We start from the raw sequence: 18,441 nt of genomic DNA, 5'->3' as shown, positions 1-18,441 counted from the left end.
ACTTAGAGCGCACTCTAACCTGTAGCAACAGGGCGTCGTGACGGACAGAGCAGGCCATGAAGATCGGAGACCTCGCCCGGCGAACCGGACTGACGGCCCACACGCTGCGCTACTACGAGCGGATCGGGCTGTTGCCTCGCGCCTCGCGCGATGCATCCGGTCAGCGTGACTACGACGCGTCGATCCTGGTCTGGATCGAATTTCTCGGTCGTCTCAAGACCACCGGGATGCCGATCCGGGACATGCTGCGCTACGCCAAGCTGCGCGCCCGCGGCACTGCCACCGAGGATGCCCGGCGCATCCTGCTGGAGCAGCACCGTGCCAAGGTGCAGGCGCATGTCGCCGAACTGAAAACCTGCCTGACCGTCCTCGACACCAAGATCGCCGGCTATGCGGCCGGCGCCAGCAAGGTGGAGACGGACGATGACGCAACTCACAACCGACCAGCACGAACGATACGACCGCGGTCTGCGCGCGCTCGCAGCGATTGACGGCGAAGCCGGCCACAAGGTCGTCGAATCCCTGGCAGAGATCGCGCCGGATTTCGCCCGCTATCTGATCGAGTTTCCGTTCGGCGACATCTGCAGCCGTCCGGGCCTCGATCTGCGCGCGCGGGAGATCGCCACCATCGCCGCGCTGACCGCGATGGGCAACGCCGCGCCGCAGCTCAAGGTCCATATCGAAGCCGGCCTGAATGTCGGACTGAGCCGCGACGAGGTCACCGAGATCATCATGCAGATGGCGGTCTATGCCGGCTTTCCGGCAGCGCTGAACGGCCTGTTCGCCGCGAAGGAGGTCTTCGCGGCCCGCGCGTCCTAAGCCGATCGCGACGCTTCCGTCTGCCGCAAGCGCTCCGTCAGAGTGTTGCCGGTCGGCGCAGCTGCAGCGCGCGGCGGGAGCTCGCTCCGCCTTCCTGAACCGATCTTTCGGGACTAGGATACGGGGAACGCCAGCCGCGCCTTGCGCCGATCGTGAGCCTGAATGCTGCCAGCACCTTTGACGCGAATCACCGACTGGTTTCGCGCCTATGCGGACAATCCCGATCCTCTCGCCGCGACCGGCAATCTCGTTGCCCTCGTGCTCGCCGGCAACGGACCGTTCTATCCCCTGTACGTGGCGTATGTGGCCGGCGTCGGCGGGATGCCGTGGCTGCTGCTGACGCTTCTGTCGGCGCCGTTTTTCTTCGCAGTGCCGGCTCTCGCCCGCATGCATTCGCGCCTCGGGCGCGTGGCGCTATCGCTGTTCGCCACCGGCAACACTGTGTTCTGCACCTGGCTGCTCGGTGAGCCCTCCGGCATCGAATTGTTTCTGCTGCCCTGCGCGATGCTGGCGAGCGTGCTGTTTCGCCCGAGCGAGCGGTTGCTGATGCTGCCGCTCGCCGGATTACCTGTCGCGGCCTACCTTTTTCTCCACGGTCGCTACGGTGCGCCGCCGCACCTCTACCAGGCGGGGGAATATGCCGGGCTGCTGTCGATGAATGCCTTCAGCGCCGCCATGATCTCGATCTTCATCGGCATCGTCGTGTCGCGGCTCTACGCGGATCGGGCCGGCCGCTCCTAGATCGCGAGTCCGCCGCCGCGGCAGACGAATCCCGACACGTTCTGCCTTATCGCTGCCGCCGCCGGCATGCTATCGGAGCGCCGGGTCGATCCGGAATCCTTCGGGTGGCCGCAGCTTCCAGGGATATCGATGGCGAGCGCCGAACGAGACGACGATCAGACCGGCCGGGTCGGCGCAGCACCGCGCCCCGGCGCAAACGCCGAGCGCGGCGCGGGACACTGGTTCGACACGCTGGCGTTCCTGATCGTCGTCGCCGTAGCGGTCGGAATCGCCGGCATGATGCTGGCTGCTTATTATCGGGCGCCCGATCTGCTGTGGCGCGCCTTCTACCACGACCGCAATTCGCACTACAGTTTCGGCCTGGACCTCGCGCTCGCGATCCGCAATCTCGATCCGGCGTGGTTCTTCAGCGAGCTCGAGAAAGCCAAGGTCTGGCCGCCGTTTCATGGACTGGTGCTGAGCGCTGTGCTGCTGATCGGCGGCCCCGACCATCGCCTCGCGATCGTGCCGAGCCTGATCGGCTGGGTCGCCACAATTTCGTTCGTCTGGCTGATCGCTCGCCGGCTGGTCACCGACCGGATCGAGGGTGTGTTCGCTGCGGCGATCGCCGTCATCCTCACCGCCGCCAGCCCGGCATTCCGGCTGATCAGCGCCGACGTCATGTTGGAAGGTCTCGGTGCTGGCCTTTCGGCCGCCGCGCTGTGGGCCTATCTGCGCGCCTTCGCCCAGCCGAACGATGCCCCACGGTGGCGACTGGTCGCGGTTCTGCTGACCGTATTGTTCTTCCATAAAGGCAATTACTGGGGGCTGCTGCTCGCGGCGATGGCGATCGCCTTCGCCTCCGAGCATCATGGCGGCACCTTCCGGCTGGCGAGGACGCTCGGCCGGATCAAGGTCGGTAACCTGATCATCAGCGTGGTTCGGCAGCCGCTGCTGATCCTTGCGGCGCTCATCGCCATCCTGATCGGCTACATCTACGCGCGCGGACCGACCGCGATGGAGCTGTTCGGCAAGTCGGTCTCGCTGTATCCGCCGGAGAACCTGATCACCCTCTCCTACGGGCTGGTGTTTCTGTGGTGGTCGCTGCTGTGGTGGCGCAACAAGGCGGCGATCGACGCCGCGCTCGGCGTGCCGGGACGCGCGCTGCTGTACTGGCACCTGACCCCGATCGCGATCTCGTTCCTGTTGCCGCACCGCTTGTCGCGCTTTCTGTGGTTCGTCGGCCCGGCGAACAATCCCGACCCGAATGCGACGTTGTGGACCAGTGCCCAATTCTACTGGCAGGTATTTGCGGACAGCTTCCACGCGTCGCCTGCGATTGCGCTGCCTGTCGCGGCGTTGGCGCTGATCGGCCTGCTAGGCCTTCCCCGCCTCGCGCCCGGGGCGCGCGTGGTGTTTCTGTTCGCCATCGTCGCCTGGGCCGGTGTGGTGATTCATCCGCAGCATCAGGGCCGCTTCATGTCGACCTGGCTGTTCGCGGTGTGGATCTGTTCCGGCGTCGGCGCCGCGCTGCTGCTACGCCGGTTGCGCGGCGCGCTGTCGCCCTGGGTGAGGGGAATCGTCGCCGCCGCGGCCGTGGCGTCGCTGCTCGCCGTCACCATCGGTCGTCCGATCCCGAGCGCCGCTTACATCGCCGCGATCCATCCGACCGAGGGGCCGACCGATCTCGATCTCGTCCGCCCCTATCTTCCCGAGCTTGACGGCACCAGCGAAGTCGCCGTGTTCACCACCTTCGGCGCCAGCAAGCTGTTCGCCTGGGTGATCCGCGAGCGTTGCCGCTGCCACCGCGTCGTCGACGATCCGTATATCGACAACCAGCCCTCGCGGGAGGACGTCCGAAAGCTGATGACCGAGCGCGTTGCGCAGTCCACCGCCGACGTCGTCGTCATCATCGACGCGCCCGACAGCCGCTATTCGCTACCCTGGGCAGGCTGGGAGTATCCGCGGATGGTCGGGATCGTCGACGCCATGGCCGAGCAGACACGCTACAAGCGAACGGCGACTTACGAGCTGCCCGATCAGCAGGGCCGCGCGACCATCTGGCGGCGTTCTGATAGGTGACCTTGCTGCATTGCAGCACGAACGAACTGCAGCATGCGGCAAGAGGTCGCCGCCGCCGGAATCAGTCCGATCGCCAGCATCAGTAGTGGCCCGCTTGCGTCCAGTGTCTTTCCCCAGGCTAAAATAGTCGAATATCATCAGCCATTCGGCTGATATAAGGTTCGAACGGCGGATCAACCGCCGGATAAGGCGCGCAAAAGCGCCGGGAGCATCACAGACCGCAAATGCGGCGGATGCTCGGGGAGGAGCAGGCTTGGAACACGCGTTAGAAGTGCGCAATGTGTCCCTTCGTTTCGGCGGCGTCCGCGCGCTGAGCGAGGTGAGCTTTGCCGTGAACGACGGCGAGCTGTTTTCGATCATCGGCCCCAACGGCGCCGGCAAGACGTCGATCGTCAACTGCATCTCCGGCCGCTACCGGCCGACCGAAGGCCAGCTGCTCTATCATGGCCGCGATATCACCGCGCTGAAGCCGAACGCGCGCGCCCCGCTCGGCATCGGCCGCACCTTCCAGAACCTCGCGCTGTTCCACCATATGAGCGTGCTCGACAATATCATGGTCGGCCGCCACCATTTGCTGAAGAACAACTTCCTCACCGGTGCGCTGTACTGGCTCGGCGCGCGGCGCGAGGAGTTGCAGCACCGCCACAAGGTCGAGGAGATCATCGACTTCCTCGACCTGCAGTCGGTGCGCAAGGCGACCGCCGGCACCCTCTCCTATGGCCTGCGCAAGCGCGTCGAGCTGGCGCGCGCGATGGCGCTGGAGCCGAAGCTGATCCTGCTCGACGAGCCGATGGCCGGCATGAACTTCGAAGAGAAGGAGGACATGGCCCGCTACATCGTCGATCTCAACGAAGAGTTCGGCATGACGGTGGTGATGATCGAGCACGACATGGGCGTGGTGATGGATATCTCCAACCGTGTCGTCGTGCTGGATTTCGGCCGCAAGATCGCCGAAGGCGAGCCGGCCGCGGTGCTGGCCGATCCACACGTCAAGCGGGCCTATCTCGGCGAGGAAGACGAGGTTCTGACCGATCCGGACGACGCGCCGGCTCATTCCGCTGCGGAGCGCGTCGCATGATGGACTATGCCGGCCGCGTCGCGGCAGCCGACACTTTCCCCAAGCTGCTTCGTCTCAACGCCCGCGAATTCGGCGACGCCATCGCGTTGCGCGAAAAGGATCTGGGGCTGTGGCGGGAATTCACCTGGGCCGACTATCAGGCCCGCGTGCATGATTTCGCGCTCGGCATGGTCGAGCTCGGCCTGGGCAAAGGCGACGTCATCGGCATCATCGGCGACAACCGGCCGGACTGGGTGTCGGCCGAGATCGCCACCCACGCGATCGGCGCGATGAGCCTTGGCCTCTATCGCGACGTACTCGACGAGGAAGCCGAATATCTGCTGAGCTACGGCGAGGCCCGGCTGGTGTTCGCCGAGGACGAGGAGCAGGTCGATAAGCTGCTGACGCTCGCCGAGCGCGTGCCGAACCTTCAGCACATCGTCTATTCCGACCCCCGCGGGATGCGGAAATACGACGATCCGCGGCTGCTGCCGGCCGATACGCTCGCCGCGATGGGCCGCGCCCGCGCCCAGCGCGAGCCGGGGCTGTACGATCGGCTGGTCGATGCAACGCAAGGCGAGGACGTCGCGATCCTCTGCACCACCTCGGGCACCACCGCGCATCCCAAGCTGGCGATGCTGGCGGCCGGCCGCGTCCTGAAGCATTGCGCGACGTATTTGTCGTTCGATCCGAAGGGCCCGGACGACGAGTACGTGTCTGTGCTGCCGCTGCCGTGGATCATGGAGCAGGTCTACGCGCTCGGCAAAGGGCTGCTGTGCCGGATGAAGGTCAACTTCGTCGAAGAGCCCGACACGATGATGAACGACTTCCGCGAGATCGCCCCGACCTTCGTGCTGTTCGCACCGCGGGTCTGGGAAGGCATCGCCGCGGACGTGCGCGCACGGGTAATGGACGCCTCGCCGCTAAAGCAGCGATTGTACGACACCGGCATGAAGGCCGGCCTTGCCGCGCTCGAGCAAGGTAGGCACTCGGCCTTCGCCGACGCCGTGCTGTTCCGCGCGCTGCGCGACCGGCTCGGCTTCACGCGGCTACGCTCGGCCGCGACCGGCGGCGCCGCGCTCGGGCCGGACACCTTCCGGTTCTTTCGCGCCATGGGCGTGCCGCTGCGCACGCTGTACGGCCAGACCGAGCTGCTCGGCGCCTATACGCTGCATCAACCCGACGCAGTCGATCCCGACACCACCGGCGTGCCAATGGGATCGGAGATCGAGATCAAGGTGCTGAACCCCGACGTGCAGGGCATCGGCGAGATCGTGGTGCGACATCCCAACATGTATCTCGGCTACTACAAGAACGAGGAGGCCTCCGCCGCCGACATGAAGGACGGCTGGATGCACTCCGGCGACGCCGGCTATTTCAACCCGAGCGGCCAGCTCGTCGTCATCGACCGCATCAAGGATCTCGCCGAGACCTCGCATGGCGAAAAGTTCTCGCCCCAGTACATCGAGAACAAGCTGAAATTCTCGCCCTATGTGGCCGAGGCCGTGGTGCTGGGCGCCGGGCGGGATCATCTCGCGGCAATGATCTGCATCCGGTACTCGATCATCTCGAAATGGGCCGAGAAGAAGCGGATCGCCTTCACCACCTATTCGGACCTCGCCTCGCGCTCCGAGGTCTACGAGCTGCTGCGCGGCGAGGTCGAAACCGTCAACGCTACTCTGCCGACCGCGCAGCGCATCAGCCGTTTCCTGCTGCTCTACAAGGAACTCGACGCCGACGACGGCGAACTCACCCGCACTCGCAAGGTGCGCCGCTCGGTCATCAACGAGAAGTACGGCGACATCATCGACGGCATTTACGGCGGCAAGGCCGAGATTCCGGTCGACACCGTGATCCAATTCCAGGACGGCACCACCCAGCGCATCCGGACCTCGCTGAAGGTGGTCGATTTAGGCAGCGGCCAAGCTCATGTGGAGGCGGCGGAATGAAGCCGGTCCTCTCCGCCGTCATGGCCGGGCTCGTCCCGGCCATCCACGAACAGCGCCCGCGGCCAGACGTGGATGCCCGGGACAAGCCCGGGCACGACGTGGAAAAGGCGAATTCAAAAGCCGACGCGCGCACGGAGGCGACCGAGTGAGCACGGCAGCGCAACTTATGAAGGCGTCATACGCGGGCTCGACCCGCGTATCCATCATCCGAACAGGATGGATTGCGGGGTCAAGCCCAGCAAAGACGAAGTGGGAATCAAGATGAACTCGCATCTCCTGATCCAGCTTCTCGTCAACGGCCTCGTGGTCGGCACGCTGTACGGCGTCGTGGCGATGAGTTTCGTGCTGATCTACAAGGCGACGCAGGTCGTCAATTTCGCGCAGGGCGAACTACTGCTGATCGGCGCCTGGGTGTGCTGGACGCTGCTCACCAAATATCAGGTGCCGTTCTATCTCGGCATGCCGATCACGCTCGTGTTCATGTTCGTGTTCGGCATCGCGATCCAGATCGTGGTGCTGCGGCCAATGATCGGCGAGCCGATCATTTCGGTGATCATGGTGACGATCGCGCTGTCGACCGTGTTTCAGGCCGCCCTGAAGTGGATCTACGGCGTCAATCCGCAGCCGTTCCCGCAGATCTTCAGCAGCCAGTCGGTGTCGTTCGCCGGCTTTCAGCTACAGACGGTCTACGTCATGAGCCTCATCGTTTCGCTGGCGATGATGGTCGGCATGGCTTGGTTCTTCAAAGTGTCGAAATACGGCCTCGCGATGCGCGCCACCGCGTTCAACCAGCAGGTGGCGCAGTCGCTCGGGATTTCGGTGAAGAGCGTGTTCGCGATGGCCTGGGCGATCTCTGCGACGGTGTCGGCAGTCGCTGGCGTCGTTGTCGCCGTGGTCAACGGCGTGTCGTCGGGCCTGTCGGCCTACGGCATCAAGGTGTTTCCGGCGGCGATCCTCGGCGGGCTCGACTCGATCGGCGGCGCCGTGCTCGGCGGCATCATCATCGGCCTTCTCGAAAACATCGCCCAGTATGTCGACAGCGAATATCTGCACTGGGGCAATCTCTACGAAATCGCGCCGTTCTACGTGCTGATCATCATTCTGATGATCAAGCCCTACGGCCTGTTCGGCACCAAGGACATCGAGCGTATCTGATGGCGAATGCTTCTCTCATCCCCGCCGGCGACTTCCGCTCGTCCTACGCCGCCGACACCACGATCTTCCCGACCAAAACCAGCCGCAACATGGCGATCTTGGGCGTGGTGCTGATCGCCTTCGCACCGCTGGTACTGTCGGGCTACTGGCTCAGCATCCTGATCCAGATCGGCATCTTCGGCATCGCGGCGCTCGGGCTCAACATTCTGGTCGGCTTCACCGGCCAGATCTCGATCGGCCACGCCGCCTTCTTTCTGCTCGGCGCCTACACCTCGGCCTATCTCAACAACAATCTGCCGATCCCGGTGTTCTTCACCATCCCGCTCGCCGGTGTCGTCACCGCACTGGTCGGCCTGATCTTCGGCCTGCCGGCAGCACGACTGAAAGGTCTGTACCTCGTCATCGCCACGCTGGCGGCGCAGTACATCCTGATCGACTTCTTCTCGCGCGCCGAATGGTTCTCCGGCGGCTCGGTGCCGGCCTCGGCCAACCCGTTCTCGCTGTTCGGCTACACGCTGCGCGGCGACAAGCAATATTTCTACGTGGTGCTGGCCTATCTCTTGGTCAGCTACATTCTGGTCACCAATCTGATGCGCACCCGTGACGGCCGCGCGCTGGTGGCGGTGCGCGACCATTATCTCTCCGCCGAGATCATGGGCATCAACCTCACCAAATATCGCACGCTGTCGTTCGGCCTCGCTGCGTTCTTCGCCGGCATCGCCGGCGCGCTGTATGCCCACTACCAGCTCGTCGTCTCCAACGAGGGCTTCGGCATCGAGCGCTCGATCCTGTTCCTGGCGATGATCATCATCGGTGGCATCGGCTCGATCTCGGGCACGCTGATGGGCACGGCCTTCGTGGTGCTGCTGCCGGAGGCGATGGAGTGGATCAGCATGGAACTGAAGGGCAGCGCGATCGACCGGGCGCTGCTGCTCAACAACAACCTGACTTTCCTGCGTGAAATCGCGATCGGCCTGATCATCATCGCCTTCCTGGTGTTCGAGCCGGACGGGCTCGCGCATCGCTGGCGGCAGATCAAGGCGTATTGGAAACTCTACCCGTTCTCGCATTGAACGGGCCGACGACGGACGCACGAGCAGACTTCAATAAGAAAGACACTGGAGGAGAACACCAATGACGATGAAATCCCTTTTGAGCACCGCCGCGATGGCGCTGATCATTGCCGGCGCTTCGGCGACCGCGCAGGCGCAGATCGCGATCGGCCATCTCGCCGATTATTCCGGCGGCACGTCCGACGTCGGCACGCCGTACGGCCAGGCCGTCGCCGACACCTTCGCCTGGGTCAACAAGAACGGCGGCGTCGGCGGCAAGCAGCTCAGCGTTGACACCAACGACTACGGCTATCAGGTGCCGCGCGCGATCGCGCTGTACAAGAAATGGTCGGGCGGCGACAAGGTCGCAGCGATCATGGGCTGGGGCACCGCCGACACCGAGGCACTGACCGGCTTCCTCGCCAACGACAAGATCCCCGATCTGTCGGGCTCCTACGCGGCGGCGCTGACCGATCCGGAAGGCAGCAGCGGCAAGGCCAAGCCGGCGCCGTACAACTTCTTCTACGGCCCCTCCTACTCCGACGCGTTGCGTGCCGAATTGATGTGGGCGGCGGAGGACTGGAAGGCGAAAGGCAAGTCCGGCGCACCGAAATTCGTCCACATGGGCGCCAACCATCCCTACCCGAACGCGCCGAAGGCCGCGGGCGAGGCGCTCGCCAAGGAGCTCGGCTTTGAGGTGCTGCCGCCGCTGGTGTTCGCGCTGGCGCCGGGCGACTACTCGGCGCAGTGTCTGTCGCTCAAGAGCTCGGGCGCCAACTACGCGTATCTCGGCAACACCGCTGCGTCGAACATTTCCGTGATGAAGGCCTGCAAGGCCGCCGGCGTCGACGTGCAGTTCATGAGCAACGTCTGGGGCATGGACGAGAACGCCGCGAAGACCGCCGGCGATGCCGCCGACGGCGTCATCTTCCCGCTGCGCACCGCGGTCGCCTGGGGCGGCAGCGCGCCCGGTATGAAGATCGTCGAAGAGGTCTCGAAGATTTCCGATCCGTCCGGCAACGTCTATCGCCCGGTACATTACGTCGCCGCGGTGTGCTCGGCGCTGTACATGAAGGAAGCGATCGACTGGGCCGCCAAGAACGGCGGCGCCACCGGTGAGAACGTCCGCAAGGGCTTCTACCAGAAGAAGGACTGGGTCCCGGCCGGGATGGACGGCGTCTGCAATCCGTCGACCTGGACCGACAAGGACCACCGCGGCACCACCAAGGTCGACCTGTATCGCGCCAAGGTGTCCGGCCCGACCGACGGCGACCTCAAGGACCTGATCGCCAAGGGCACCATCAAGCTCGAAAAGGTCAAGACCGTCGACCTGCCGCGCAAGCCGGAATGGCTGGGCTGGTGAGCTGAAAGCGCGGCTGCAGCCGCGGCGTAACGGCGAGGAACGTGCGCGCCGCGTCGCCCGGAGCCGCGGCGTCGCGACGTAAACAACCGTCATCCCCCGCGCATGCGGGGGATCCAGTACGCCGCAGCGTCAACGTTCAACGACGGGCGCTCTGGAATACGGGGGCGCCCGCTTTCGCGGGCGATGACGCCGGGAGTGGGTCGAGCACCATCCCCCACGACCAAGTTCAGCGAGTCGAGAACGTAGGACCGATCATGACCGAAGCCGCCGCACTCGATCGACCGAAGCCGGGCGTGGGCGCCTCCGCCCCGCTGCTCAGCGTCAGCAACATCGAGGTCGTCTATGACGACGTCATCCTGGTGCTGCGCGGGCTCAGCCTCGAGGTGCCGCAGGGCGCGATCGTGGCACTGCTCGGGGCCAATGGCGCCGGCAAGTCGACGACGCTGAAGGCGATCTCCGGGCTGCTGAAGACCGAGGACGGCGAGGTGACGCGGGGCGAGATCGTGTTCGACGGCGAACGGATCGACGGCATCGATCCGGACAAGATCGTTCGCCGCGGCATCTTTCAGGTGATGGAGGGCCGGCGCATCGTCTCCGACATGACGTCGCTGGAGAATTTGCGGCTCGGCGCCTTCACCCGCAGCGACCGCGAGGTCGGCCGCGACATCGAGATGGTCTACAACTACTTCCCGCGGCTGAAGGAGCGCACCGGCCTCGCCGGTTACCTCAGCGGCGGCGAGCAGCAGATGCTGGCGATCGGCCGCGCGCTGATGGCCCGACCGAAGATGATCCTGATGGACGAGCCCTCGATGGGCCTTTCGCCGCTGCTGGTGAAAGAGGTGTTCGCGATCATCAAGCAGATCAACCGCGACCTCGGCGTCACCATCCTGCTCGTGGAGCAGAACGCCCGCGCCGCCCTCTCGGTCGCGAGCCACGGCTACATCATGGAGCAGGGCAAGGTCGTGCTCGACGGCACCGCCGACGAACTACGCGACAACGAGGACGTCAAAGAGTTCTACCTCGGCGGCGCCGGCGACCAGCGCAAGAGCTTCAAGAATCTGAAAAGCTTCAAGCGGCGCAAGCGCTGGCTGTAATCGCAGGCCGGCTATTTGTCGCCGCCGACAATCGCCAGCATCGTGTCCAGGCGCGCGTCCCAGGAGTTTCTGGTGAGGACCGGATGGTCGAGCGGGAGCACGGCGTCCCCGGGATGGTCGAGCGCGGCCTGCACTTGCGCTTCGAACTCCTCCGCGTCGAACGCGACGCGATGAACAGCGCGATACTCGGCGAGCGCTGGCAACGCCGTCGCCACGACCGGGAGTCCCGCGGCGAGATACTCAAAGAACTTCATCGGAAACATCGCGCGGCTGTAGTCGTTGATTTGCTGTGGCAGCAGCGCGACGTCGGCACCGCGCAGATAGTCCGGAAGATCCGCATAAGGCCGCCAGCCGAGGAAGTGCGCATTGGGCATCGCCCGCATCTTCGCGATGATCGGATCCCTCTGCCCCTCCCGCTCATCGCCGATCACGACGAGATGCCAATCCGGACGCGCCTGCGCCAGACGCGCGAGCAGCCCGAGGTCGATCTTGAAGTCCGACAGCGCTCCGACATAGATCAGACGCGGCGTCGGGATCTCCGAGAGGTCTGCGGGTAGCGGCCGGTCCAGACGGGCTGAACCGAAATGCTCGATGTCGGCCACGTTGTTGAAGTAGTGCGTCCGCGCTCCGGCGATCTCGCGGCAATGCGCTTCCAGCGCCAGGCTCGTCACGAACACATGATCGGCCCGCTGCAACAGCCTCCGCTCGACCGCGTGGTATTCGGCCTTGTCCACGCCCGGGATCGCGCCGAGATCGTCGACCGAGTGATACACGATGGCGCTCGGCTGCACCGCCTCTGCCGCTTCCAGCATGTACGGATGGTAGGTCCACACGATGGGGTGTTTTGCCTTGCGCCGGCGCAGCCATGATTGAATGCGGACCGCCAACTGCCAACGGTTGAAGAGGCTCACCGCGGCATAACGCTGTCCCAGCGGCACGGTCAGCGGCGAGAACACCCACAGGTTAGGCTTCACCTCGCGGATCGGGGCCGTTCCCCGCTGCAGCCGGGCAACGATGCGCCGGAGATCCATGGCGTTGAGGCCCGGCCGACGGATCCCGACGGTCTCGACATAGAGAACCTGATATCCGCGATCAGCCAGACGGCTCGCGATATGCTGCTTGTTCGTCCAGTACGGCGAATCCCAATCCGCGGTAGAGAACAGCACGACGGTTTTCGAATTGGCTGCGACCATGGTTCCGCGGCGGATAAGCGCGCAAGGCGCCTCGGCACCCCTCGCGGCCAGACCTGATGCAATCCGCAACGTCTGACGAGAGCGATTCGTCCAGGTCCGGCTGCTGCTCGAGCCTTACTCGCATCTGCCGGCCAGGCCCGCAAGCGCCTCGCTCAGCTTCGAATACCGAGCCCTATCGGCACCCCAGCACCACAACCTATGGTTACAATATACCGTTGACGCATAGTAAATGCAGAACTATCGAGGGCTCTTGTTTGCAAATTTCAGAATGTTTTGACGCGACGAGAGGCCTGCGATGGTTACGGCCAAGGAACAGCTGTTTCGAGACGGGTGGCACCCCGTCGAAACTCACGGCAATCTGGCGTGGCGCTGGTCCAGTAAAGTCTCGCAGCTTCAAGTGCCGGCGGAGGCCGGTCGCTATCTGCTGATCGACTACGCACGCCCTGAATCCTTTGGCAGTACCGATTGTAAAGTCATCGGCCCTTCCGCCGACGCCTCGCTCGACGTCCCACTGGGGCGCGGCAAGCTACTGATCGATCTGGCTCACTTGCAAGCGCGCTCCGGTGACGTTCTGCAATTCGACCTGTCGGCTCCGGTGCGTCCGGATGGCGATCCGCGGGATCTTGGTCTCATGGTGTTTGACGTCGATACGCCCTCGAACGAGGCGATCAACCGTTACAAGCGTGAGGTTGGCCTTCGCGAACTCCCCCTGCGAGCCGACTATACGCCGAGCGAGCTGACGATCGCGGTGAGCGACAAGTGCAATCTGCGCTGCGTCACCTGCTTCGCGCATCACGCGCAGGAGGGCGACAACAACGCGAACTATGATGATTTCCCGCCGGAGTGGATTCCGAAGATCAAGGACGCCGCGATGGGGGCCGCGCGCATCCAAATTCACGGCGGCGCCGGCGAGCCGCTGATGGCACGCAAATTCTGGGACTGGTTCACGCTGCTCGAAGACAATCCCAGTGCCAAGATCGAGTTCAATACCAATGGCCTGACGCTCAATCCGAAGAACATCGAGCGGCTATTGCAGTACAACGTCGATCACATCAGCGTCTCGTTCGATGCCGCGACGCCGGAGACCTACGCCAAGATCCGAGGCGGTGACTTCACGCGGCTGCTGAACAACATGCGCTCGCTGGTGGCACAGCGAAAGGCGGCGCGCCATCCGATCCGCGTTCTGTTCAACATGACGGTGAACAAGACCAACGCGGCTGACGCTCCCCAGTTGGTTCGCCTCGCACACGACATCGGCGTCGACGGCGTGGAGCTCTATCATCTGAACTCCGGTGACGCCTTCGACTGGACCGTGGTCAAGGCCGGGCACACCTTCGATTACCGGGATAATCTGCCGGAACGCAATGTGGAACTGATCCGGCCCTTTATCGAACAAGCCCGCGCGTTGGCGGACAAACTGAAGATCTACCTGTTCGTCGACCCGCGATTCCAAGTGACGCTCTACGGCCGCGCCGACGAGACCTCGACCGAGATGCCCGATTACAGCGAATGCCGCGCGCCGTGGCATTGGCTCGCGCTGGAAGTGAACGGCGGCGTCAAACCCTGCTGCATGGCCGCCAAGCCGATTGGCAACCTCAAGGACAACTCGGCGCTCGAGATCTGGAACGGCCCGGCGATGCAACGTCTGCGCAAGAACATCACGGAGAACCGGTTCGATCCGATCTGCATAGGCGCAAGCTGCCGCTACGTGATGAAGCCCCAGACCAACGACACCAGCCTGGCGGGGCTGAAACGCAAAATCCAGGAGCTGACTGCAGCCCGCAACCGGGAGAAGCAACGCGCCGACGAGTTGGAGAGCTCCCTGTCCTGGCGCGTGACAAGGCCCCTGCGGTTGATCAGCAAGACGCTTGGGCTTTATCGTCGGAGAACCGGCATCTCCTGATTGCTGCGGAACACGAACCGCTGCGCCGTTCGCGCGACCGCAGGGTCAGCCTAGAACCTGTTCCGCCTCATGCACGGCACAGAACACGTGGTAGAACGTCGATGCCGGCACGGCATCGACAAGCGAACGTCCGCTCTGATCGAACTGATCGTACCAGCCCCCGCGCACCGGGTGGCAGAGATAGTTGCTGTACAGGCTCTGCAACGCCGTACGCGCAGCCTGCTCCGCCCCCGCCACGCCATGCTGGGCCTGGGCCAGCCAAGCCTTCGCGAGTTCGGTCTGCGGCCAGCAGCGGCGGGTCGATTTGGTGATGACACCCTCGGCGTTGCCTTCATCGACCAGACAGCCTGAGGCGTCCTGATAGCGCAAGGTTGACGTCAGCAGTTGCTCTCGGTACGCGGCGGTGTCGTGTCCGCTGATCCGCTGATACTCTTTCAGCAGCCAGGTCCATTCGGCCTGATGACCCGGCTCGACGCATACCGGCTCGATCATGGTCCAGTCGGTCTCGAAGTACTCACCCAGCACACAGCGCTGCTGATCGTAGAAGCGGCTGGTGAACAGCGCGAACAACTCACCCGCAAGATTCCGGAATGCCACATCGCCGGTGGCGTCGAATGCGGCGATCATGGCTTCCAGCAGATGCATGTGCGGATTCTGCCGACGTGGCAGCGCGTCCGGCAGACTCTCCCGGTAGCCGCCGCTCTCGGACCGCATCGGACCGTCGAGGAATGCCGTGAGTTCATCGATCTCGCCGCGCACCTGCGCATCCTGGTCCAGGGCATAGACATTCGACAGCGCGAGCAGAACAAAAGCGTGGTCGTAACAGTCGCGCCGACTGTCCAATGTTGTGCCATCAGGCCCGAGCGTGTGGACATAGCCAGGCTTGCCGTCCCGCCCCTTCGCCTTGCTCAGGAGATAGTCGAGCCCTTTCAGCGCCAGCGCCCGGCCTTCTGGGTACCAGCCGCATTGCGCCGCCTTGGCGAAGCAGTAGATCTGCCGGGCCTGCACGCGCACCCGCCGAGTCGCGTCGAGATCGGGGCGTCCGAATTGATCGAGCCGCTCCACAAAACCGCCGCGTGTATCGTCCCACCCGACGCCGGACCACAACGGCAAAGCATGCTCGATGATCGTCGATTTCAGCGTTGCGACGATGTCACACTCGTCCTTCGAAGCGCAGGGCTGCTGCATTTCCATCCATTCGATCAGGAACGCGATCATACTTCCAGCGGGCCACCCTTAACACGGCGGCCGATCACCGGGATAGATCCCGATGGCGGCGTTATCGGGCCGGATCGGGCTGAAAATGCCCCTGTTTCCCCGGGACCGATATGCTAAACACCCCCTACCTTTCCGACGAGCGCGACCCATCCCCCGGGAATCGCGAGCCTTGCGAGGCCCTATGACATCGCAGATTATTCCGGTCATCATGTGCGGCGGTGCTGGTACGCGACTTTGGCCAGCGTCCCGCGAAAGCATGCCCAAGCAGTTCATCGCGATGTTCTCCGAACGCTCGACGTTCCAGGAGACCGCACTGCGGGTGGTCGGCAATGCGTTGTTCGGCAAGCCGATCGTCGTCACCAGCACCGATTTTCGTTTCGTGGTGGCCGATCAGCTGCAGGAAATCGGCGTCGAGGCCGACATCGTGCTCGAACCGTTTCGTCGCGACTCCGGACTGGCCGTCGCGGTCGCCACGGTGCTGGGATTGCGGCGCTCGCCCGATGCGATCCTGCTGATCCTTGCATCCGACCATGCCATCAAGGGGGTCGAGGCGTTTCACACGGCGTGCGCCGACGCGCTCCCGGCCGCGCAGGCCGGCAACATCGTCACCTTCGGCGTGGTGCCCTACGAGCCGGCAACCGGCTACGGTTATCTCAAGCCCGGCCTTCCGTTCGGCGATGGCCCCGTGCGCAAGCTCGACAAGTTCGCCGAGAAGCCGACGCGCGAAATGGCGGAGCAATACATCGCGGACGGCTATCTGTGGAACAGCGGCAACTTCCTGTTCCGCGCCGACACCATGCTGGGCGAACTCGGCCGGTTCCAGCCCGAATTGGCGGTGGCGGCCGAAGGCGCCGTCGATGCCGCGATCAAGGATCTCGACTTCGTGCGTCTCGCCAAGGCTCCATTCGAAAGCGCGCCCAAGATTTCGATCGACTACGCGGTGATGGAAAAGACCGACCGCAGCGCGGTCCTCGCGGTCGATTTCGGCTGGTCGGACCTTGGCAGCTGGGAAGCGATCTGGGCGAATGCCGCACAGGACGGCGCCGGCAACGCGCTGTCGGGCCGCTGCGAGGTAGTCAACGTCAAGAACGCGATCGTTCACAGTGACGAGTCGATCCTGACCACCGTGATCGGTCTCGAAGAGGTTGTGGTGATCGCCTCGGCCGATGCGGTGCTGGTGGCGCCGCGCGGCATCACCAGCGAGATCAAGGTTCTGGTCGAAAAGCTGAAGGCTGCCGGCCGCACGGAGGCCACCGAACATCGGCGAATCTATCGGCCCTGGGGCTATTACGAGACGCTGAATCTTGGCGGTCGGCACCAGGTCAAGCGTATCCTGGTTAAGCCGGGCCAGCAGTTGTCGCTGCAGCGCCATTTCCACCGTTCCGAGCATTGGGTCGTGGTCCACGGCACCGGCCAGATCACCATCGGCGACGAGATCCAGATGCTGCACGAGAACCAGTCGACCTATATCCCGGCCGGTGCCGTTCATCGTCTGGCCAACCCTGGCCGGATTCCGCTGGAGTTGATCGAGGTCCAGGTCGGCTCATATCTCGGCGAAGACGACATCGTTCGCCTCGAGGACGCCTACAACCGCGTCGATTAGTTCGGCCGTCAGCGAGGCTTCGGTCGATGCGCATTCTGCATTGCTACAAGATCTATCGTCCGGAGGTGGAAGGCGGCATTCCGGAAGTGATGTCGCAATTGCTCGGCCTGCGAGATTTTGGTGACAGCAGCGCCATCCTGACCGCCCGGCGCCGTGGCTGGGGACGCCGCTACGCGCTCGATGGCGCCGAGATTCGCGCGGTCGGATCGTTCGGAGAATCGCTGTCGATGCCGCTCGCGCCGCACTATCCGCTGGTTCTGTCGCAAGCGGCCAAATCCTGCGACGTCCTTGCGCTGCACGCGCCCTTCCCACTCAACGACCTCGGGCTGGCGCTTGGCGTCCCCGACGATCTCGCCGTCGTGGTGCACTGGCACGCCGAAATCCTGGGCCGACGGGCGATCGTCAAGCTGCTGGCGCCTGTGATCCGTCATACGTTGGCCCGCGCCGACCACATCGTGGTATCGGACCAGAGCATCACCGACAGGTCCGACTTTCTGACGCCGCATGTCAAGAAATGCACGATCATTCCCTATGGCGTGCGGCCCGAGGAATGGTCCGAACTCGATGCCGACCAGGCGCGACGGGCCGTGGAGCTGCGCGCCAGATATCCCCGGCTGATGATCTCGATGGGGCGGCTGGTGCCCTACAAGGGTTATCCGGTTCTGCTCGAAGCGCTGCGGGACATCGAGGGGCATCTCGTGGTGATCGGTGATGGCAGTGACCGCGAAGCGCTGGCGCAGCTCGCCTCCGACCTCGGCGTCGCCGATCGCGTGACCTTCACCGGCCTGCTGCCGCGGGACGACATGAAGGTCTACCTGCACGCGGCGCGCGTGTTCGTGCTGCCCTCGGTCACCGAGGCCGAGGCATTCGGCATCGTGCAGATCGAGGCGATGTCCGCAGGATTGCCGGTCGTCAACACGACGGTGCCCACCGCGGTCCCGAAGATCGCGCGCGACGGGCTCGAAGGCCTCAGCGTCCCCCCGCGGGATCCCGTCGCGCTGGCGGAGGCAATCCGGCGGCTGCTCGACGACCCCGAGCTCGCAGACCGGTTCGGGCGCGCCGGACGCGAGCGTGTCGCCAGAGAATATTCCCAGAGCGTGTTTCTCGGCCGGATCTCGGCGGTGTATTCCTCAGCGCTTTCAAAGCGTCGCGGCCGGGCAAGTCCGGCCCCCAATGAGGTCTTGACTTGACCGCCCCGAACCGGCATCTGCCCTCGCAGCACCGCAAAACATC

General features: G+C 64.3%; 16 protein-coding genes. 14 read left to right on the top strand and 2 right to left on the bottom strand.

What is annotated here, in order from left to right; all coding sequences use genetic code 11:
• The first annotated feature begins 56 nt into the window (after positions 1–56).
• The 11 genes from ACFFJ6_RS04525 (at position 57) to ACFFJ6_RS04475 (ending at position 11,291) form a co-directional block, all read left to right on the top strand.
• Positions 57–491: a MerR family transcriptional regulator gene (locus ACFFJ6_RS04525; RefSeq protein WP_378384800.1), complete on the top strand. Its 435-nt coding sequence runs from the start codon at positions 57–59 to the stop codon at positions 489–491.
• Positions 424–819: a carboxymuconolactone decarboxylase family protein gene (locus ACFFJ6_RS04520; RefSeq protein WP_378384798.1), complete on the top strand. Its 396-nt coding sequence runs from the start codon at positions 424–426 to the stop codon at positions 817–819. The genes ACFFJ6_RS04525 and ACFFJ6_RS04520 overlap by 68 nt, the downstream gene beginning before the upstream one ends.
• 162 nt (positions 820–981) lie before the next feature.
• Positions 982–1,560 carry a hypothetical protein gene (locus tag ACFFJ6_RS04515; RefSeq protein ID WP_378384796.1) on the top strand — a complete coding sequence of 193 codons (579 nt, stop codon included), beginning with the start codon at positions 982–984 and terminating at the stop codon, positions 1,558–1,560.
• A 129-nt stretch (positions 1,561–1,689) separates the two neighbouring features.
• A complete protein-coding gene (locus tag ACFFJ6_RS04510; RefSeq protein WP_378384794.1) occupies positions 1,690–3,621 on the top strand; it encodes a glycosyltransferase family 39 protein in 1,932 nt (643 codons plus the stop codon).
• A gap of 253 nt (positions 3,622–3,874) precedes the next feature.
• Entirely contained in the window at positions 3,875–4,699 is an 825-nt protein-coding gene (locus ACFFJ6_RS04505) for an ABC transporter ATP-binding protein (protein WP_378384792.1), read from the top strand.
• On the top strand, positions 4,696–6,627 hold the full coding sequence (locus ACFFJ6_RS04500) for a long-chain fatty acid--CoA ligase (protein ID WP_378384790.1): 1,932 nt from the start codon (positions 4,696–4,698) through the stop codon (positions 6,625–6,627). The genes ACFFJ6_RS04505 and ACFFJ6_RS04500 overlap by 4 nt, the downstream gene beginning before the upstream one ends.
• Positions 6,624–6,776: a hypothetical protein gene (locus ACFFJ6_RS04495; protein ID WP_378384788.1), complete on the top strand. Its 153-nt coding sequence runs from the start codon at positions 6,624–6,626 to the stop codon at positions 6,774–6,776. The genes ACFFJ6_RS04500 and ACFFJ6_RS04495 overlap by 4 nt, the downstream gene beginning before the upstream one ends.
• Before the next feature lie 112 nt (positions 6,777–6,888).
• Positions 6,889–7,782, top strand: a complete 894-nt coding sequence (locus ACFFJ6_RS04490) for a branched-chain amino acid ABC transporter permease (RefSeq protein ID WP_378384786.1) — start codon at positions 6,889–6,891, stop codon at positions 7,780–7,782.
• A complete protein-coding gene (locus ACFFJ6_RS04485) occupies positions 7,782–8,855 on the top strand; it encodes a branched-chain amino acid ABC transporter permease (RefSeq protein WP_378384784.1) in 1,074 nt (357 codons plus the stop codon). Before ACFFJ6_RS04490 ends, ACFFJ6_RS04485 begins: the two co-directional genes overlap by 1 nt.
• Before the next feature lie 61 nt (positions 8,856–8,916).
• Complete coding sequence (locus ACFFJ6_RS04480) at positions 8,917–10,197, top strand: ABC transporter substrate-binding protein (protein WP_378384782.1); 1,281 nt, start codon at positions 8,917–8,919, stop codon at positions 10,195–10,197.
• 254 nt (positions 10,198–10,451) lie between these two features.
• Complete coding sequence (locus tag ACFFJ6_RS04475) at positions 10,452–11,291, top strand: ABC transporter ATP-binding protein (RefSeq protein ID WP_378384780.1); 840 nt, start codon at positions 10,452–10,454, stop codon at positions 11,289–11,291.
• Positions 11,292–11,302: 11 nt separating this feature from the next.
• Here the strand turns inward: ACFFJ6_RS04475 and ACFFJ6_RS04470 are convergent, their stop codons facing one another.
• Complete coding sequence (locus ACFFJ6_RS04470) at positions 11,303–12,484, bottom strand: glycosyltransferase (protein ID WP_378384778.1); 1,182 nt, start codon at positions 12,482–12,484, stop codon at positions 11,303–11,305.
• A 295-nt stretch (positions 12,485–12,779) separates the two neighbouring features.
• Between ACFFJ6_RS04470 and ACFFJ6_RS04465 the strand changes: the two genes are divergently transcribed.
• Positions 12,780–14,387: a radical SAM protein gene (locus ACFFJ6_RS04465; RefSeq protein WP_378384776.1), complete on the top strand. Its 1,608-nt coding sequence runs from the start codon at positions 12,780–12,782 to the stop codon at positions 14,385–14,387.
• Positions 14,388–14,432: 45 nt separating this feature from the next.
• Here ACFFJ6_RS04465 and ACFFJ6_RS04460 read toward each other — a convergent pair whose 3' ends face one another.
• On the bottom strand, positions 14,433–15,605 hold the full coding sequence (locus tag ACFFJ6_RS04460) for an AGE family epimerase/isomerase (RefSeq protein WP_378384774.1): 1,173 nt from the start codon (positions 15,603–15,605) through the stop codon (positions 14,433–14,435).
• 181 nt (positions 15,606–15,786) lie between these two features.
• Between ACFFJ6_RS04460 and ACFFJ6_RS04455 the strand changes: the two genes are divergently transcribed.
• Positions 15,787–17,208, top strand: coding sequence for a mannose-1-phosphate guanylyltransferase/mannose-6-phosphate isomerase (locus tag ACFFJ6_RS04455; RefSeq protein ID WP_378384772.1), 1,422 nt, complete (start codon positions 15,787–15,789; stop codon positions 17,206–17,208).
• A 26-nt stretch (positions 17,209–17,234) separates the two neighbouring features.
• Complete coding sequence (locus ACFFJ6_RS04450; protein WP_378384770.1) at positions 17,235–18,398, top strand: glycosyltransferase; 1,164 nt, start codon at positions 17,235–17,237, stop codon at positions 18,396–18,398.
• Positions 18,399–18,441: the final 43 nt, after the last annotated feature.

It is taken from the genome of Rhodopseudomonas telluris (genome assembly GCF_042432815.1).
Taxonomy (GTDB): Bacteria; Pseudomonadota; Alphaproteobacteria; order Rhizobiales; family Xanthobacteraceae; genus Rhodopseudomonas; species Rhodopseudomonas telluris.
The sequence above is the reverse complement of the archived record's forward strand: the minus strand, read 5'-3'. Positions and strand labels throughout refer to the sequence as shown.

Bases quoted from the DNA above. Each gene is read 5' to 3' on its own strand.
- ACFFJ6_RS04525 (WP_378384800.1), top strand. From the start codon at position 57: ATGAAGATCGGAGACCTCGCCCGGCGAACCGGACTGACGGCCCACACG.
- ACFFJ6_RS04520 (WP_378384798.1), top strand. From the start codon at position 424: ATGACGCAACTCACAACCGACCAGCACGAACGATACGACCGCGGTCTG.
- ACFFJ6_RS04515 (WP_378384796.1), top strand. From the start codon at position 982: ATGCTGCCAGCACCTTTGACGCGAATCACCGACTGGTTTCGCGCCTAT.
- ACFFJ6_RS04510 (WP_378384794.1), top strand. From the start codon at position 1,690: ATGGCGAGCGCCGAACGAGACGACGATCAGACCGGCCGGGTCGGCGCA.
- ACFFJ6_RS04500 (WP_378384790.1), top strand. From the start codon at position 4,696: ATGATGGACTATGCCGGCCGCGTCGCGGCAGCCGACACTTTCCCCAAG.
- ACFFJ6_RS04495 (WP_378384788.1), top strand. From the start codon at position 6,624: ATGAAGCCGGTCCTCTCCGCCGTCATGGCCGGGCTCGTCCCGGCCATC.
- ACFFJ6_RS04490 (WP_378384786.1), top strand. From the start codon at position 6,889: ATGAACTCGCATCTCCTGATCCAGCTTCTCGTCAACGGCCTCGTGGTC.
- ACFFJ6_RS04485 (WP_378384784.1), top strand. From the start codon at position 7,782: ATGGCGAATGCTTCTCTCATCCCCGCCGGCGACTTCCGCTCGTCCTAC.
- ACFFJ6_RS04480 (WP_378384782.1), top strand. From the start codon at position 8,917: ATGACGATGAAATCCCTTTTGAGCACCGCCGCGATGGCGCTGATCATT.
- ACFFJ6_RS04475 (WP_378384780.1), top strand. From the start codon at position 10,452: ATGACCGAAGCCGCCGCACTCGATCGACCGAAGCCGGGCGTGGGCGCC.
- ACFFJ6_RS04470 (WP_378384778.1), bottom strand. From the start codon at position 12,484: ATGGTCGCAGCCAATTCGAAAACCGTCGTGCTGTTCTCTACCGCGGAT.
- ACFFJ6_RS04465 (WP_378384776.1), top strand. From the start codon at position 12,780: ATGGTTACGGCCAAGGAACAGCTGTTTCGAGACGGGTGGCACCCCGTC.
- ACFFJ6_RS04460 (WP_378384774.1), bottom strand. From the start codon at position 15,605: ATGATCGCGTTCCTGATCGAATGGATGGAAATGCAGCAGCCCTGCGCT.
- ACFFJ6_RS04455 (WP_378384772.1), top strand. From the start codon at position 15,787: ATGACATCGCAGATTATTCCGGTCATCATGTGCGGCGGTGCTGGTACG.
- ACFFJ6_RS04450 (WP_378384770.1), top strand. From the start codon at position 17,235: ATGCGCATTCTGCATTGCTACAAGATCTATCGTCCGGAGGTGGAAGGC.